The sequence below is a fragment of the Streptomyces sp. NPDC033966 genome, from assembly GCF_055575955.1.
Genome location: NZ_JBVIRQ010000002.1, coordinates 141,214 through 155,393, shown reverse-complemented (window position 1 = coordinate 155,393; position 14,180 = coordinate 141,214). Strand labels below are relative to the sequence as shown.

The following is a 14,180-nucleotide window of genomic DNA, read 5'->3' as shown; positions in this document are numbered from 1 at the left end:
AGAGATGATCAGGCGGCTAAGGATGTGGATGTGCATGATTAGGTGGCTAACTATATGGGCGAAGGGGAGGCGGGCCGCCTCCTGGCGGCCCGCCCGGGACGGCGTCAGTCCCCGGTGAGGGAGTCGATGCCCGCGACCACTCGGGCCAGCAGGTCGAGGAAGGTGGCGCGCTCCTCGGGGGAGAGGCCGCCGACCAGGCCCTGCATCCGGCTGAAGTGCTCCGGTGCCAGGTCGCGCAGCTTGTCGGCGCCGCGCGCGGTGAGGATCACCACGTTGCCGCGTCCGTCCTCGGTGGACGGCCGGCGGGCCACCAGCCCCTCCCGTTCCAGGCCGTCCACCAGGCCCGTCACCGTCGCCCGGGAGACGCCGAGGCTCGCCGCGAGCTGGGAGGGCGACTTCTCGCCGCCGTGGTCCTCCAGGTCGGCCAGCAGTCGGTAGCGGCCGGTGGAGAGGCCGAAGCGGCCGAAGTGCACCTCGCCGGCCTGGCCGATCCGGGCGCCCGCCGCCATCAGCCGCGCCGCGACCAGGACCGCCTGCGGATCGGCCGTGAGGCCGTAGCGGGCGATCTGACGGCGGGCCTGGTCGAGGGTGGGTGCGACGGGGTCGCTGCCGGAATGCGGGATCACGGGAAAAGTATGGTGCCTAATCAGATTGCCGGTCAAGTGACGGCGCGTCCCCGGCGAAGTGGACGTCGTAGCCGTGCTGTTCGCCGAGCTGCTGTTCGCCGACCGGGATCTCGAAGGGCTGTCGCGGGCCCCGCCCCGACCGCCCGGCTCGCGGTTCCCGGGGCGCCGCCCTCCCCGGCGCCGCGCCGGCTGACGGCGGCTTTGGCGGCCCTGCCGGAGCAGGAGGGGCCCGAGCGGTCACGGTCCCGCCCCGGAACCGCGCCCGAGGCGCCCGGAATCAGCCCTACCGCTTCGGTCCGCCGCCGCGCCCGCCCCCGCCCCGCGGCCGCACCCGCGGAGCGTGACGGGGGTGCGGCCGCCCGCGCGGCCCCCGCCCGGGCGCCGGTCTTCGGCCACGCGCCCTCCTCCGCCGCGCACGCGGACGTTCCTACCCGGTGGTTGCTGGGCACCCGCTTGGTGCCCGTTGATCAGCACCCGAGGAGAGCCCCGATGACCAAGGTCCTCGTCCTGCACAGTGCCGGCATCGTGAGGTCGGCGCTCGCCGCCCTGCTGAGATCCGAGGGCGGGTTCGACGTCACGTGCGCCGGCTGGCGGTCCGCGGCACGCGAGGCGGAGTCCTTACGGCCGGACGTGACCGTCGTCGACCTCGACTGTCCGGGTGCTTCGGCCACCCTGGAGGCCCGGGCGGGCACTTCCCGCGCGCTCGACGGGCCGCCCGCCCCGCTGCTGGTGCTCGCCACGTCGGGGACGCCGGGCTCCCTGCAGCGCGGAGTGCGCGCCGCGGCGCGCGGCTACGTGGACAAGGACGGAACGCCCGGCCGGCTCGTGCGGGCCATCCGCAAGGTCGCCGCCGGCGAGCGGTTCGTCGACCCCTCGCTCGCCTCGGCCTTCCTGGAGGCCGACCCCATGCCGCTCAGCCCGCGCGAACTGACCGTGCTGGCCCGGGCCGCGGAGGGCGACTCCATCGCGGAGATAGCGCACGCCCTGCACCTGGCCAGCGGCACCGTCCGCAACTACATGGCCGCCGCCACCCGCAAGATCGGCGCCCGCAACCGGATAGACGCCATCCGGATCTCCCGGCGGGCCGGCTGGGTCTGATAACGGCCCGTTCACACCCGGGCGTTCCAGACCCCCACCAGCTCCCGGTACAGCGCCGACCTGGCCGGCAGGTCCGCGTGCGTGCCGCAGACCGCACGGCTCCCGTCGAGTACGAGGACCCGGTCGGCCCGCGCCGCGGAGGAGATGCGGTGGGCCACGACGACCAGGGTGCCGGGGCGGTCGGCGAGCGCCCGCTCGGCCCGCTCCTCGGCCGCCGGATCGAGGTGGCACGTGGCCTCGTCGAGCAGCAGCAGCGGAGCGGGTGAGAGGTGGGCGGCCACCAGGGCCAGCAGCTGCCGCTCGCCCTGCGAGAGCCCGGCGGGGTCCAACGGCGCGTCGGGCCCGCCCAGCCGCTCCACGAGGCCGTCCGCCCCGAGGGCCGCCGCGGCCCGTTCCAGCCGTGCCCCGGACACCGGGCCGGGGCACAGGTGCGTCAGGTTCTCGCGGACGGAGCCCGTGAACACGTACGCCTGCTGCGGCAGCAGGGTCCGCCGGGGATCGGGACCCCGCGCGGGCCCGCGCCGGGCCGGGGCGCCGGCCAGCAGTACGGTGCCCCGGCCGGGCGGGAGGAGCCCGGCCAGCAGGGCGGTGAGCGTGGACTTGCCGATGCCGCTCGGCCCGACGACGGCGAGGTGCTCCCCCTCGCGCAGCTCCAGGTCGAGCCCGTCGATCACCGGCAGGGCGTGGACCCCGTACGCGAAGCGCACCTGACGCAGCTCGGCGGCGAGAGCGCCTGCCGGGCGTCGCGCGGCAGGCAGGACTTCGCCGGCACCCCCCGGCCCCCCGCCGCCGCCCGGCCCCCCGCCGCCGCCCGGCACCGGCGCGGGCGCCGGCTCCGCAGCCGGGTCCCGCGCCCCCGCCACCGCCCCCGGCCGCGGGAGGCAGAAGCGGTCCAGGACCACCACGAGCCTGGTCCCCGCGGAGCCCAGGGCGCCCATGAGCGCGTCCAGCGCCGGCAGCAGGGACTGGACCAGGTACGTGAGCGCGGCGGCCAGGGCCCCCGCGCTCAGCCCGCGCCCGAGCAGCCAGGGCGCCCCCAGCAGCAGCGCGACCACCGGGAGCCGGCCCGCGACGCCGAGCGCCACGGTGCGCAGGGCGGCCCACCGGGCGAGCAGGCGCGTCAGCCGCTCCTGTTCGGCGATCAGCAGCCGCAGCCCGGCTCCCGCCTGCGCGCCGCCCCCGCAGGCGACCACGTCGCGCAGGCCCGCCGCCAGCTCGCCGGTCCGCGCGGCCAGGGCCTCGTCGGTGTCGAGCGCCCGCCGCTGCACCCGAGCCATCGGGCGCAGCGTGAGCAGGAACCCGGCCGTGCCCAGGAGCAGCGGCGGCAGCACGAACAGGAGCAGTACCGGCGCCAGCGCCGCCATCCCGGCCAGCGCGCCCGCCGCCGTGAAGACGAAGGACCGGGCGACGAGCACCAGTCCGGCGAACGAGTCCCGGGCCATCTCGGTCTGCTGGGTCAGCCGGGAGACGGAACCGTCGTGCGCGGCCCGCGCGGGATCGGCGACGGCGCGCTCCAGGGCCTGGCGCACGGCCCGGCGCACCAGGCCGTCGCGCAGCGGCTCGACGAGGTCGGCGAGCCCGCCGAAGACCCCCCGCAGGGCCAGCCCGCCGAGGAGGGCGCCGGCCCCGGCGGCGGCCAGCCAGGCGAGGCCGGTGCCGGTCCGGGCGGCGAGGAAGCCGTCGTCGAGGGCGCGGGCCACCGCGTACCCGCCGAGGAAGGTGTGGGCCGATTCCAGCAGGGACCACAGGGCGAGGCCGCGCAGCGTCCGGGTGCGGCCGCGCAGGAAGCGGCGTCCCTCGCCGCCGACCCGACGCCAGGTGCCGTACTCGCTCACCGTTCCGCCCCGCGGCCGGCCGGGTCCGCGCCGGCCCCGAACAGCGAGCGGTAGGCGGGGTCCCGCCACAGCCCGGCGTGCGTCCCGGTGGCCCGTATCCGGCCGTCCTCCAGCCATACGACGAGGTCGGCGCGGGCGGCCGTGGAGGCGCGGTGGGTCACCACCAGGCGGGTCCGGGCCCGTACGTCGTGGGCCAGGGCGCGCTCCACCTCGCGGGCGGTGACGGTGTCCAGGCCGGAGGTGGCGTCGTCGAGGACGAGCACCCGTCCCGCACCGCAGAACGCCCGCGCCAGGCCGAGGCGTTGCAGTTCGCCGCCGGACATCGGGGCGTCGGCGAGCGGGGTGCCGTAGCCCTCGGGCAGGCGGAGCACGAACGGGTCGGCCCCGGCGGCCCGCGCGGCGGAGCGCACGGCCTCCGCCCCGGGCTCCGGCCGGGCTCCGAAGGCGATGGCCCCGCCGACGGTCGCGCCGAACAGGGCCGGCCGCTCGAAGGCGTGGCCGACCTCACGGCGCAGCGCCCCGGCGGTGAGGTCCTCCAGCGGGGTGCCGTCCAGCAGTACCCGGCCCCCGTCGCAGGGGGTGAGGCGTCCGGCGGCGGCGGCCAGCAGGCTCTTGCCGGACCCCGAGCGGCCCACGACCGCGGTGGTGGTGCCGCCCGGGAGGCGCAGGTCGACCCCGCTCAGCACGGTGCTGCCGGCCCGCACCAGGCGGACCCCGCGCAGCTCCAGCGTGCCGGGGCCGCCGGCGGCGTACTCCAGGGCCCCCTGGGGGAGTTCGGGCAGACAGAGCAGGGCGGCCGTGCGGCGGGCCGCGGCGCGGCCGCGCACCACCGCCGCGAGCCGGCCTGTGACGGCCCCGGCGCCGGCCGCGAGCCCCGCGTAGCGGACGGCGGCGAGCAGCCCGCCGACGCCTAGCGCCCCGGCCGCGAGGCGCATGCCGCCCACGCCGAGGACCACGTAGAGCAGGAGCGGCATCAGGGCGCCGGTGCGGGCGGCGGTCCCCCCGTAGATCCGCCACATCTTCCGTCCCTCGCGGCCCAGTTCGGGCAGCGGGGCGAGGATCCGCGCCGCCTCGCTTTCGGCGGTGCCGGCCGCCGCGATGGTGCGGGCGCCCGCGAGGGCCTCGGCGAGGCGTCCGGCCAGGGCGAGCTGCACCTGCTGGTAGCGGCCCACGCTGGCTCCCGACGCGCGGGCGAAGGTCCTCAGCAGCAGCGCGAGGACGGGCACCCCGGCCAGGAAGGCGAGGCCGGTCCAGACGTCGACGAGGAACAGCGCGACGAGTCCCCCGGCCGGCGGCAGCAGGGCCGTGACGGCCGTCGCGACGGCCGCGGGAACGGTGCCGGCACCCGCGGCGTGCGCGGTGAGCCGGGCCGAGGTCTCGCCGGGGGAGTGCCGGGCGGCGTGGTGCGGTGCGGTACGCAGCAGCGCGGTGAGGCCGCGCCGGCGCAGCCAGGCGGTGGAGCGGGCGTCGACGCTGCCGGTGAGCCGTGCGGTCGCGGCGTCCAGCAGGACCTCGGCGGCGATCACCGCCGCGCAGCACAGGGCCCACGGGGTGCCCGAGGGGTCGCGGCGCAGGAGCAGGTCGAGCGTGTGGCCGAGGACGGCCGGTTCGGCGAGTGCCGCGCACGCGGCGGCCAGCGAGCAGCCGGACACGGCCGCCGTGCGGCCGGCGCTGTGCCGTGCGGCCGCCCTGAGCGCCCGGTCGGCGGCACCGGCGGCCGCCGCCTCACCGGCGGCGTCGGGCGGGGTCATCGGCGGCGGCTCCTCGTGTCGCGGGGCCCGGGACGCGGGCGGCCCCGGGATGAGGTGCGGGCCCGGGCGAGGTGCCGCCCGGGCCCGCAGGGACCTGATCAGTTACAGGTCGTGATGCTCAGGCTGCTGTCGCCGCACAGGAGCAGGCTGGCGCGGCTGCCGCCCCCGCCGCCGAGCTGCGCGGCCTCGGTGTTCTCTTCCTTCGGGGTCTCCATGGACTGCAGGTCGAGAAGGGTCATGGCTGGTTCCTTTCCTTCGCTGGTGTGTTCCGATGGGTCACGGCCCCCCGGTGGGGGACCGGCTCTGGGGCCGCCGCGGTGCGCGGCGGCGGGAGGAACGGCAGGTGCACGCGTCCGCCGGTGGCGGCGCTGCCGAGGGCCAGGAGGGCCCCGGCGGTGCCGGTGGACAGGTCCATGGACAGGCGCATCATCTGCTCGCCGGGGAAGGCGAGTCGTCCCTCGTACGGAAGCGCGTGGCGCGCCAGCGCCTCGATCTGCCGGCCGATGTCCCCGGGGCGGGTGCCGGGGCCGGGGGTGGTGGTCCGGGACAGGTGCAGGATCATGCCCGCGGCGCCGCGGAAGAGGCCGGGCTGGGCGTAGAAGGTGGCCTGGGCCGCCTGGACGATCTCGGGGCGGGCCTTCTCGAAGCGGTCGTCCGCCGCGTGCCGCGACCAGTCGTCCAGGACCACGCCGATGCCGACGCTGCCCGCGCCGAGATAGGGCATGGTGCGCCAGCCCTCGTCCACCTGGAGGGTGCCGAAGGCACTGGTCACGCAGTGGTCCAGGTCCCGGTGCAGGAACTGCCCGGCGCGCCGCAGCAGTTCGGGGTCCCCGGTGCGCTCGTACAGGCGCAGGTGCAGCAGGGCGATCCCGCTGTGCCCGTGGAGCAGCCCCGTCCGTTTGAGCCCGGGGGCGGCGGCGTGGGCCAGGTCCGCGCAGCGCAGGGCGGCGCTGTGCAGGGCGCCGTCGCCGGTGGCCGTGCCGAGGGAGTCGAGGGCGAGGCCGATGCCGGCGAGGCCGCCGTGCAGGTCGGGTCCGGCGGACTGCCACGGCTGGTCGAGCAGGCGCTCCACCAGGGCGAGCGCGCGGTCGTGGTGACCGAGCCGGTGGTGGGTCCAGGCCAGTCCGGCGAGGCCGTCGTAGAAGCCGAGCGGGGTGCCGGACGCGGGGTCCCGGGTCCGGGCGAGCAGCCACTCCTCGGCCTCCGGCCAGGGCGCGTCGCCCGTCTCGGCGAGTGCGTACAGGACCCCGGCGGCCCCGTGGCCGAAGGCCGTACCGCCGCCCGCGGTGGCGAACTGGGCCGGGTCCCCGGGGAAGAGGCGGTCCTCGCGGTCCGGGGTGGCGGTGGCGCGCAGGGCCGCCGTCAGGGAGGCGCGGGCGGCCGGCCAGTCCTCGGGGCGGGCCGGCAGGTACGGCCGGGCGGGGGCGGGTGTCCGCCCGCCGGGAGAGCCGTCCGCCGGACCGGCGAGGATCTCCCGTACCGCCTCGTCGAGGAAGGAGCGGGGTACGGGGAACTGCGCGGCGGCGATGTCCGCCAGGTGCGCGGCCTTGCCCCGGTCCATCACCAGCAGGCTGGTCAGCGGCAGGAACAGGGCCAGGCGCAGGCAGGCCAGGGCGTACCGGTCGACGGCGAAGCCGCGCCGGCCGGGGGGTGCGACGAAGGCCGGGTTCGCCACCGTCTGGCGCAGGCCTTCGCCGACGTGGGCGGCGGCCTCGAAGTCGAGGAGGGCGACGGAGGGTTCGCCGGTGTCCGGGTCCTCCGCGACCATGATGTTGAACAGGTGCAGGTCGTTGAAGACGACGCCGCGGGCGTGGACGGCGTCGACGGCCTCCGTCACCCGTGCGTGGATCTTCAGCGCCCAGTCCGTGTAGGCGGCGAGCTCCGAGGGACCGGGGTCGGCCTCGATCAGCGGATGGCGGCGGGCGAAGTAGGTGTTGAGGGGTTTGCCGTCGAGGTACTGGAGCGCCAGGAAGTGGTGGTCCCCGACGGTGAAGGCGCCGCGGACGGCGGGTACGCAGTCCAGTCCGGCCAGCCGCTCCAGCGCCCTGCGTTCTCGGTGCAGCCGGGCCACGGCGTCCGCCCCGTCGGCGGCGAGCCCGGCGAAGGGGCGGGCTTCCTTGAGGACGACCGGCTCTCCCGTGCGGGTGTCGCGGCCCGCGTACACCCCGCCGCCGTTGGAGAAGTGCAGGGCCCGCTCCACGGCGTAGGGCATGCCCTCCAGGGTGACGGCGGAGCGCCGCTCCAGGTGCGGCCGCAGGAAGCCGGGCAGCTCCACCCAGGCGGGCGGCCGGAACACCGGACCGCGCACCTCCGGCACCAGCCGTCCGCCGGGCTCCTCGATGGCGGGGACCAGCTCGCCCTGTTCGTCGTAGCAGTGCCGCAGCGTGAAGCTGCCGTAACGCAGGTGCACCGGGCCGTCGTTCCAGCGCAGGTCGCTGAGGATGTACGGGCCGGGCTCGCCCGCCAGCAGGGCGTCCAGGTCCTCGGCGACGTCCCGGCAGGCGTCCGCGTCCGCGGGGTAGACGGTGAGGAACTTGCCGCTCGCCGCGCGGTCCGCGTACTTGGCGTTGCGCAGGTGCAGCAGGTACCGGCTGGGCACGAACTTGAAGGCGATCCGCCGTTCCACGCAGTAGCCGTGGACCCGGTCGAGCACGGACTCCGCGTTGTCGAGGCAGGCCGACACGTGGATCTTCCAGCCCTGGGAGGGGAGTCGGAGGCCGACGGGCCGCAGGGCGAGCCAGTCGCTGCTGCGGTGCGAGCGCCAGCCTTCGGGTACGGGGGCGACGGCCGCCGGGAAGCTCTCGCCGGCGCGCCGGTACGGGGCGTCGTAGAACCATCGGTCGGCGTCGCAGAAGGCCGCGTGCCCGTTGTTCACTCCTGCTCCCTCGGTCGGTGACGGGAGCAAAGGTGGCACGCGGCGAGGAGCCCGCGACAGTCGCGTTTGTCACCAGCCCGACGTGCAGTACGCACGGGTCACTTGGCCCTCGCACGGCCCCCGCCCACCCCGGCGTCCACCTCGTCGTCCACCCGCCGCCGTACCGATCCGGTCACCCTGGGCGCCCCCGCGACGCACCGGTGGCCGCCGCCACCAGGGATCCGATATCCGAACGGCTCGTCCGTAAATCGATCCTCCGTATGCGGCGGCCCTTCGCATCTGGCAGTGTCACCCCCAACTGGCCGCTGGACAGAAGAGATAGGGCCAGTTTCAACCTTTGAATCGAAAGCGAGTCCTGTCGTGCGTCACCGCTTAGCAGCAGTCTCCGCCGCCACCCTCCTCTGCCTCGCCGGCGCCACGGGCGTGGCGGAGGCCGCGCCCGCGACCCCGCACGGTCCGTCCGCCATGGCCTTCAGCGTCATCCAGGGCCGCGACGCCGCCACGGGCACCGCCCTGCGGGCCGTCACCCTCAGCTGCGCCTACACCGCCGAGGGCACGCACCCCGACCCCAGGGCCGCGTGCGACGCCCTCAACGCCACCGGCGGCAAGCTCGACCGCCTGCTGGCCGCCCCCGCCCCGGACCGCCCCTGCCCCCGGCAGTACGCCCCCGTCACGGTCACGGCGGACGGGGTCTGGCGCGGCAGCCGCATCGCGTGGCAGCACACCTTCCCCAACCCCTGCGAGATGGCGGCGACCCTGAACGGCAATCCGCTCTACGCCTTCTGACGCCGCGGGATCAACGGCCGCCGCCCTCCGGGGCGAGGGCCGCGGCCGCCGCGAAGAGGCGGGCGCGACGCCGGGTCACGGCGTCCGGGGTCTGCTCCGGGTGCTCGACCCACCGGCGGACCAGGGTCGCGACCAGGTCCCGCCACACGTCCATGAGTACGTCGGCCTCCAGCGGGACGGAACCACCGGCCGGGCTACGACCTCCAGCGCCCCGAACCCTTCGCACTGGCCCTGCGGGCCGCGAAGGACTGCGTGACCGTTCGCCCGATCGGCGGATCTGTTCCCCTACGCGGGGCGTCGTCGCCCGGAATGGATACGGATGTTCCCGGCATCCGGCCCCGTCGTCCCAGGGAGACTTCGATGAGCTGCATCAACCGACGCGACCTCGCGCTGCTCGCCCTCCGGGCCGGGACCGGGGCCGTGCTCATGGCACACGGCACCCAGAAGCTGTTCGGCTGGTTCGGCGGCGGCGGTCTGGAGAAGACCGCCGCCGCGATGGAGCACATGGGCTTCACCCCCGGCCGGCAGAGCGCCCTGGCCGCCGGCCTCGGCGAGACCGGGGGCGGGGCCCTGCTGGTCCTGGGACTCGCGACCCCGGCCGCCGGCGCCGCGGCCGCGGGTGCCATGGCGGGCGCGGTGTCCGTCCACGCCCCGGCCGGCTTCTTCGCGCAGGCCGGCGGATACGAGTACCCGGCGTTCCTCGGGTTCACCGCGGCCGCCATCGGCCTCGCCGGCGCGGGCCGCTACTCCCTGGACCACGCCACCGGCCACACCTTCGACCAGCGGTGGATGCTCGCGCTGGCCTTCACCGCGAGCGCGGTCGCGGCGGCCGCGGTCGTCGCCAAACGGGCGCAGGGCCAGCAGGAAGCCGAGGAGAACACCGGCTGACGTGCCCCCTAGAGGGTCTCGAACGAGTCGCGGGCGGTGAAGTGGTACAGGCCGACCTTCGGGCGGGCGACGGTGCCGGGGGTGGCCAGCGGGAAGTGGACACCGTCGGCGTTCGGCATGTGGTCCGGGTCCGCCAGGATGTTGATCTCGTCGGCGACGGGTCCGCCGCCGCCCGACGGGTTGAGGTCCACCGCCGCGTACGCGGTGGCTCCCGGCCGGACCGGGTGGGCCGGAGCACCGCCGAGGCCGTCGGGAGGCGTCGCCTGGATGCCGAGGGCGGCGCCCTTGGCACTGAAGCCGACGGCGGGGTGGAAGGCGAGCCCGCACGTGGTGGAGCCGTTGTTGGTCACCGTGATGACGCGGACCGTGGCGGGGAAGCCCTCCGGCGAGGCCACCTTGACGGTGATGTTCCGTGCGGAGCACGGGTGGGTGTAGGCGTAGCTGTCTTCGGTGCCCGGCCCGCCGCTGCCGCCCGTGCCCTTGCCGTCCGGGCCCGCCCCGGCAGGGCTCGGCGTGGCCGCCGGCGTCTCGGTGCGGGACGGCGACGGCGTAGGCGTAGGCGTCGGAGCGGCCTCGGAGGCCGCCGTACTCGCGCTCGGGCTCGTCGCGGGGGCCTTGTCCGCCCCGCTCGCGGCGCCGCCGCCCTCACAGCCGGTCAGACCCAGGACGATCCCGGCAAGGGTGGCCAGGGCCGCGGAACGGCTTCGGTGGATGCGCATGATGGAACTCCCCGTGTGGTGCGTATGTTCGGGAACCGTAACGGGCTTCGGTTCCGGACCCGGGTCGCCCCGCGGGGCGACCCGCTCGACAACCACGGTGACGCTTGCCACAGTCGTCACCGTGCCCTCCGCAACACACCCCGCGCTGCGCCCCTACGCCACGGCCGACGCCGATGCGGTCCTGTCCCTGGTGAACGCCGACCGCCTCCCCGGACAGCCGGTGGCGACGCCGGAGATGCTCCACGAGGCGCTCGCGGGCCGGTCGCCCGTCGACGGGGGCTGGTGGGCGGAACTCGACCCGCCCGCCACCCACGTGGCGGCCGGCGCCGACGGCACCGTGGTGGGCGTCGCCTCCTGGGCCCTGCGGCCGAAGGACGGCACGGGCCTGATCCTGTGGCTGCACTGCCGGGAGGACCCGCGGGTCGCCGACGCCCTCGTCGGCGGGGCGCTCACCGCGCTCGGCCCGCGCCCCGTCGAGGCCTTCCAGCTGGCGACCGCGCTCACCCGGGGAGTGGAGGCGCTGCCACGGGCGCACCGGGAGGTCACCCACGCGGCCCTGGAACGGGCCGGGTTCCACGGCGAGGCGCAGTGGTGGTACCTCCTGATCGACCTGCCCGCGCCGGACCTGCCCCGCGCCGCACACGTACGCACCGTCCCGGAGCCCGGCGACAGCCACGCACGGCGTCTCGAAGTCCGGCACGGCCAAGCCGCCGCCGAGGCCGAGGCCGTGATCGGCCTGCCCGTCGAGGGCACCGGAGCGCTGTGGTGGATCGGCGTCCGGCCGCCGTCACGCCGTCGGGGTGTCGGCCGGTCGCTGCTGGGTTCGGCACTGGACGCCCTGAGTGCCCACGGCGCCCGCGAGGCCTTCCTCTACGTCGAGACGAACACCGGCCGGGGCGGCGAGGACGACCGGACCGCGGCCATCGCCCTCTACCGGTCGGCCGGGTTCAGGCAGGTCGACACCCTGTACTCCTACGCCCTCCCCGCGCCGCCCCCGACCGGCCGTCAGTTGCCCTTGCCGAGCCGGGCCGCCGCCTCCGTGGCCACCTCGTAGGCGCCCGCGTGGTTCGCGTCGATGTCGCCGTCGAGCGGTGCGTACCGGACCGCGACCACCACGTTGCCCTGGCGGAAGTAGACCTCGCTCGTCACCCGGCGCCCACCGGGATACCGGATGCGGGAGAACGCCTCGTCGCCGAAGTCCGACAGTTCCGCCGTCATCGGACCCGTCTTGCCCTCCGACTCCTCCTTGACGCGCCGGAAGCTCTCCCGAGCCTGCGGTGTCCCCAGCCGGGTCACCCGCACCTCCAGGACCGGCTGCGGGTCACGGCCGGGGCCCGCCCAGGTGCAGGCCGAACCGGCCTCCACCCCTTCCGCCGGCCCCGCCACCAGCCTGGCCGTCTGCGCCGACACGAGCGAGCAGGGACGCGGGTCCGAGGTGAAGTCGCCCTGACGCGCCCGGTCCTGGTACAGCCACACGCCGGCCACCGTGGCGGCCGCGGCGGCGGCCACCGCCGGCATGACGAGGCGGCGCGTACGGCCGGGGCGGGAGGAGGACACCATGTCCGCAGGGTAGCCGTGCCCTCAGGGTTCAGACAGGCGGACGGCGAGGGCGGCCACGTCGTCGTCGAGCCGGCCCCTGCTGTAGTGGAGGAGGTCGCGGTGGAGCGCCGCGAGCAGTTCGCGGGGCGGGGTCGGGGGCTGCCGGCGCATCCAGGCCGTCAGCGGGAAGAACTCGCCGTCGCGGGCGCGGGCCTCGGCGATCCCGTCGGTGTAGAGGAGCAGCAGGTCGCCGGGGGCGAACTCGAAGCTGTCGACGCTGTAGTGATCGCCGATCAGCTCCGCCAGACTGAGCAGCGGTGAGGGGGTGGCGGGGTCGAGGACACGGAGCTCCCCGCGGTTCAGGAGAAGCGGCGGGGGGTGTCCGCAGTTGAGGATGTCGATGTGCCTGCCCCCGTGCGGGATCTCCACGAGCAGGGCGGTGGCGAAGCGCTCCGTCGCTCCGTCGGCGGGGAAGGCCGCGTTGTAGCGGGTGCTGCTGGCGTCCATCCGGCGTGCGACGGCGACCATGTCGGTCTCGTCGTAGGCCGCCTCCCGGAAGGCGTTGACGATCGCCGCGGCCGCCCCCACCGCGGGCAGCCCCTTGCCCCGCACGTCACCGATGAGCAGCCGTACCCCGTACGGCGTGTCGGCCACCTCGTAGAAGTCCCCGCCGATGCGCGCCTCCGCCGCGGCCGCCAGGTACAGCGACTCGATCGCGACGTCGCCGAAGCGGCGGGGCATGGGGCTCAGCACCACCTGCTGCGCCGCGTCGGCGACGAGCCTCACCTGGAAGAGGGTGCGCTCGCGCTGGAGCCGCAGGTGGCTTCCGTACGCGGCGGCGACGGTGACCGCGATGATCCCCGCGGCCGTCCACCACGTCCCCAGATCGGGGAAGACGAGGCTGAGGCCGATCATCAGGATCAGGCAGACCGTACCGAGCAGGACGGTGGGGAGCACCGGCCACATGGCGGCGGCCAGGGCCGGGGCGGCGGGCAGGAGGCGGCTGAAGGCCATCTCCGGGGGAGTGGTGTACGCCAGGCTGGCGATGACGACGGTCAGGATGACCGGCGACAGCCGCACAAGCCTTCCCGGGCCGGGGCGCCGACGCAGCCGCGGCCGTCCGGACTCGATCACAGTTCACAGGATATCTACGTAATGGGGGCATAGCGCTCCGTGCGGCCCGGGATCGTCAGTCCCCGGGGCTCGTGAGTGCGTCGAGTTCGGCGGCGTACAGCAGGGCGGGGTCGACGCCCATCGGGGCGAAGTGACCGGCGAGCTCCAAGGACAGCACGCCGTGCAGGCGGGTCCAGAAGGCCAGGAAACGGTGGAGGACCTCGGGCGGGGCGGGATGGCCGCCGGCCCGGTCGCGGTGCTCCGCCAGGTGGGCGGTGAACGGGGCCGGGGGTGTGTCCGGGGGTGTGCCCGGGTCTGTGGCCGGAGCGGGTGCCGCGCAGGCGTCGAGCAGGGTGGCCATGATCTCGGCGGAGATGGCGGTGGTGTCCTCGGGCGCGTGGTAGCCGGGGACGGGCGTGCCGTAGAGCAGGAAGTACCGCTGGGGGTCCGCCAGGGCCCACTCGCGCAGGGCGTGTGCCAGTCCGCCCAGGTCGGCACCGGCCGCGGCGGCCGCCCGGAGGGTGTCGGCGAGGCTCCGGTGGGCGTCGCGCACGAGTTCGGTGATCAGATCGTCCCGACCGCCGAAGTAGCGGTAGAGGGCCGGTCCGCTCACGCCCATCCGCTTGGCGATCGCGTTGAGGGAGAGCGCGGAAGCCCCCGCCGTGGCGATCTGCTCCCAGGCGCGCTCCTTGATCTCCGCGCGGACCTGGGCCCGGTAGCGCTCCCGCGGGGTCGTCGTGCTCGTTCCCGCCATGGCCGGCCGCCTTTCCCGTCCCCGCCGTGCCGTCCGCTCGGCTGGTTAGTGGGTATCACGCAGCCTATTCCCCCTCACGTGAGTTATACCCTCTAGCGAACATGGGATCCTCTTCCGCTCGCCGTGCGCATCACCGCACGCCGAAGGAGAACGTCATGTCCGGAACCCGCGCGGCCCTGTCAGCCCTCCCGTTGGC

Annotated in this window: 14 protein-coding genes; 4 read left to right on the top strand and 10 right to left on the bottom strand. The window is 75.8% G+C overall.

From position 1 onward, the window contains the following. Nucleotides 1–104: 104 nt before the first annotated feature. Complete coding sequence (locus tag ACZ518_RS06285; RefSeq protein WP_469111835.1) at nucleotides 105–626, bottom strand: MarR family winged helix-turn-helix transcriptional regulator; 522 nt, start codon at nucleotides 624–626, stop codon at nucleotides 105–107. A 489-nt stretch (nucleotides 627–1,115) separates the two neighbouring features. Here ACZ518_RS06285 and ACZ518_RS06280 point away from each other — a divergent pair, with 489 nt between their 5' ends. Further along, complete coding sequence (locus ACZ518_RS06280) at nucleotides 1,116–1,724, top strand: response regulator transcription factor (protein ID WP_469111834.1); 609 nt, start codon at nucleotides 1,116–1,118, stop codon at nucleotides 1,722–1,724. Between the two features lie 11 nt (nucleotides 1,725–1,735). Here ACZ518_RS06280 and ACZ518_RS06275 read toward each other — a convergent pair whose 3' ends face one another. The 4 genes from ACZ518_RS06275 to lanKC form a co-directional block, all read right to left on the bottom strand. After that, on the bottom strand, nucleotides 1,736–3,559 hold the full coding sequence (locus tag ACZ518_RS06275; protein ID WP_469111833.1) for an ATP-binding cassette domain-containing protein: 1,824 nt from the start codon (nucleotides 3,557–3,559) through the stop codon (nucleotides 1,736–1,738). Then, nucleotides 3,556–5,310 carry an ABC transporter ATP-binding protein gene (locus tag ACZ518_RS06270; protein WP_469111832.1) on the bottom strand — a complete coding sequence of 585 codons (1,755 nt, stop codon included), beginning with the start codon at nucleotides 5,308–5,310 and terminating at the stop codon, nucleotides 3,556–3,558. Before ACZ518_RS06270 ends, ACZ518_RS06275 begins: the two co-directional genes overlap by 4 nt. A gap of 98 nt (nucleotides 5,311–5,408) precedes the next feature. Further along, nucleotides 5,409–5,549: a SapB/AmfS family lanthipeptide gene (locus tag ACZ518_RS06265; RefSeq protein ID WP_385770357.1), complete on the bottom strand. Its 141-nt coding sequence runs from the start codon at nucleotides 5,547–5,549 to the stop codon at nucleotides 5,409–5,411. Beyond that, nucleotides 5,546–8,185, bottom strand: a complete 2,640-nt coding sequence (gene lanKC, locus ACZ518_RS06260; RefSeq protein WP_469111831.1) for a class III lanthionine synthetase LanKC — start codon at nucleotides 8,183–8,185, stop codon at nucleotides 5,546–5,548. The genes ACZ518_RS06265 and lanKC overlap by 4 nt, the downstream gene beginning before the upstream one ends. Before the next feature lie 360 nt (nucleotides 8,186–8,545). Between lanKC and ACZ518_RS06255 the strand changes: the two genes are divergently transcribed. Beyond that, entirely contained in the window at nucleotides 8,546–8,971 is a 426-nt protein-coding gene (locus ACZ518_RS06255; RefSeq protein ID WP_469111830.1) for a subtilase-type protease inhibitor, read from the top strand. A 10-nt stretch (nucleotides 8,972–8,981) separates the two neighbouring features. On the opposite strand, the gene ACZ518_RS06250 is transcribed toward ACZ518_RS06255, so the two are convergent. Then, nucleotides 8,982–9,125, bottom strand: a complete 144-nt coding sequence (locus ACZ518_RS06250; protein WP_469111829.1) for a hypothetical protein — start codon at nucleotides 9,123–9,125, stop codon at nucleotides 8,982–8,984. Nucleotides 9,126–9,331: 206 nt separating this feature from the next. Here ACZ518_RS06250 and ACZ518_RS06245 point away from each other — a divergent pair, with 206 nt between their 5' ends. Next, nucleotides 9,332–9,859 (top strand): DoxX family protein, encoded by a 528-nt coding sequence (locus ACZ518_RS06245; RefSeq protein WP_469111828.1) that lies wholly within the window; start codon nucleotides 9,332–9,334, stop codon nucleotides 9,857–9,859. An 8-nt stretch (nucleotides 9,860–9,867) separates the two neighbouring features. On the opposite strand, the gene ACZ518_RS06240 is transcribed toward ACZ518_RS06245, so the two are convergent. Beyond that, nucleotides 9,868–10,578 (bottom strand): DUF4232 domain-containing protein, encoded by a 711-nt coding sequence (locus ACZ518_RS06240; protein WP_469111827.1) that lies wholly within the window; start codon nucleotides 10,576–10,578, stop codon nucleotides 9,868–9,870. Nucleotides 10,579–10,699: 121 nt separating this feature from the next. Here ACZ518_RS06240 and ACZ518_RS06235 point away from each other — a divergent pair, with 121 nt between their 5' ends. Further along, nucleotides 10,700–11,632 carry a GNAT family N-acetyltransferase gene (locus ACZ518_RS06235; protein WP_469111826.1) on the top strand — a complete coding sequence of 311 codons (933 nt, stop codon included), beginning with the start codon at nucleotides 10,700–10,702 and terminating at the stop codon, nucleotides 11,630–11,632. Here the strand turns inward: ACZ518_RS06235 and ACZ518_RS06230 are convergent. The 3 genes from ACZ518_RS06230 to ACZ518_RS06220 form a co-directional block, all read right to left on the bottom strand. Further along, on the bottom strand, nucleotides 11,584–12,138 hold the full coding sequence (locus tag ACZ518_RS06230) for a hypothetical protein (RefSeq protein WP_469111825.1): 555 nt from the start codon (nucleotides 12,136–12,138) through the stop codon (nucleotides 11,584–11,586). The two genes, ACZ518_RS06235 and ACZ518_RS06230, sit on opposite strands and share 49 nt — an antisense overlap. Nucleotides 12,139–12,159: 21 nt before the next feature. Next, nucleotides 12,160–13,197 carry a PP2C family protein-serine/threonine phosphatase gene (locus ACZ518_RS06225; protein WP_469111824.1) on the bottom strand — a complete coding sequence of 346 codons (1,038 nt, stop codon included), beginning with the start codon at nucleotides 13,195–13,197 and terminating at the stop codon, nucleotides 12,160–12,162. Between the two features lie 109 nt (nucleotides 13,198–13,306). Beyond that, nucleotides 13,307–13,984, bottom strand: a complete 678-nt coding sequence (locus tag ACZ518_RS06220) for a TetR/AcrR family transcriptional regulator (RefSeq protein WP_469111823.1) — start codon at nucleotides 13,982–13,984, stop codon at nucleotides 13,307–13,309. Nucleotides 13,985–14,180 lie beyond the last annotated feature (196 nt).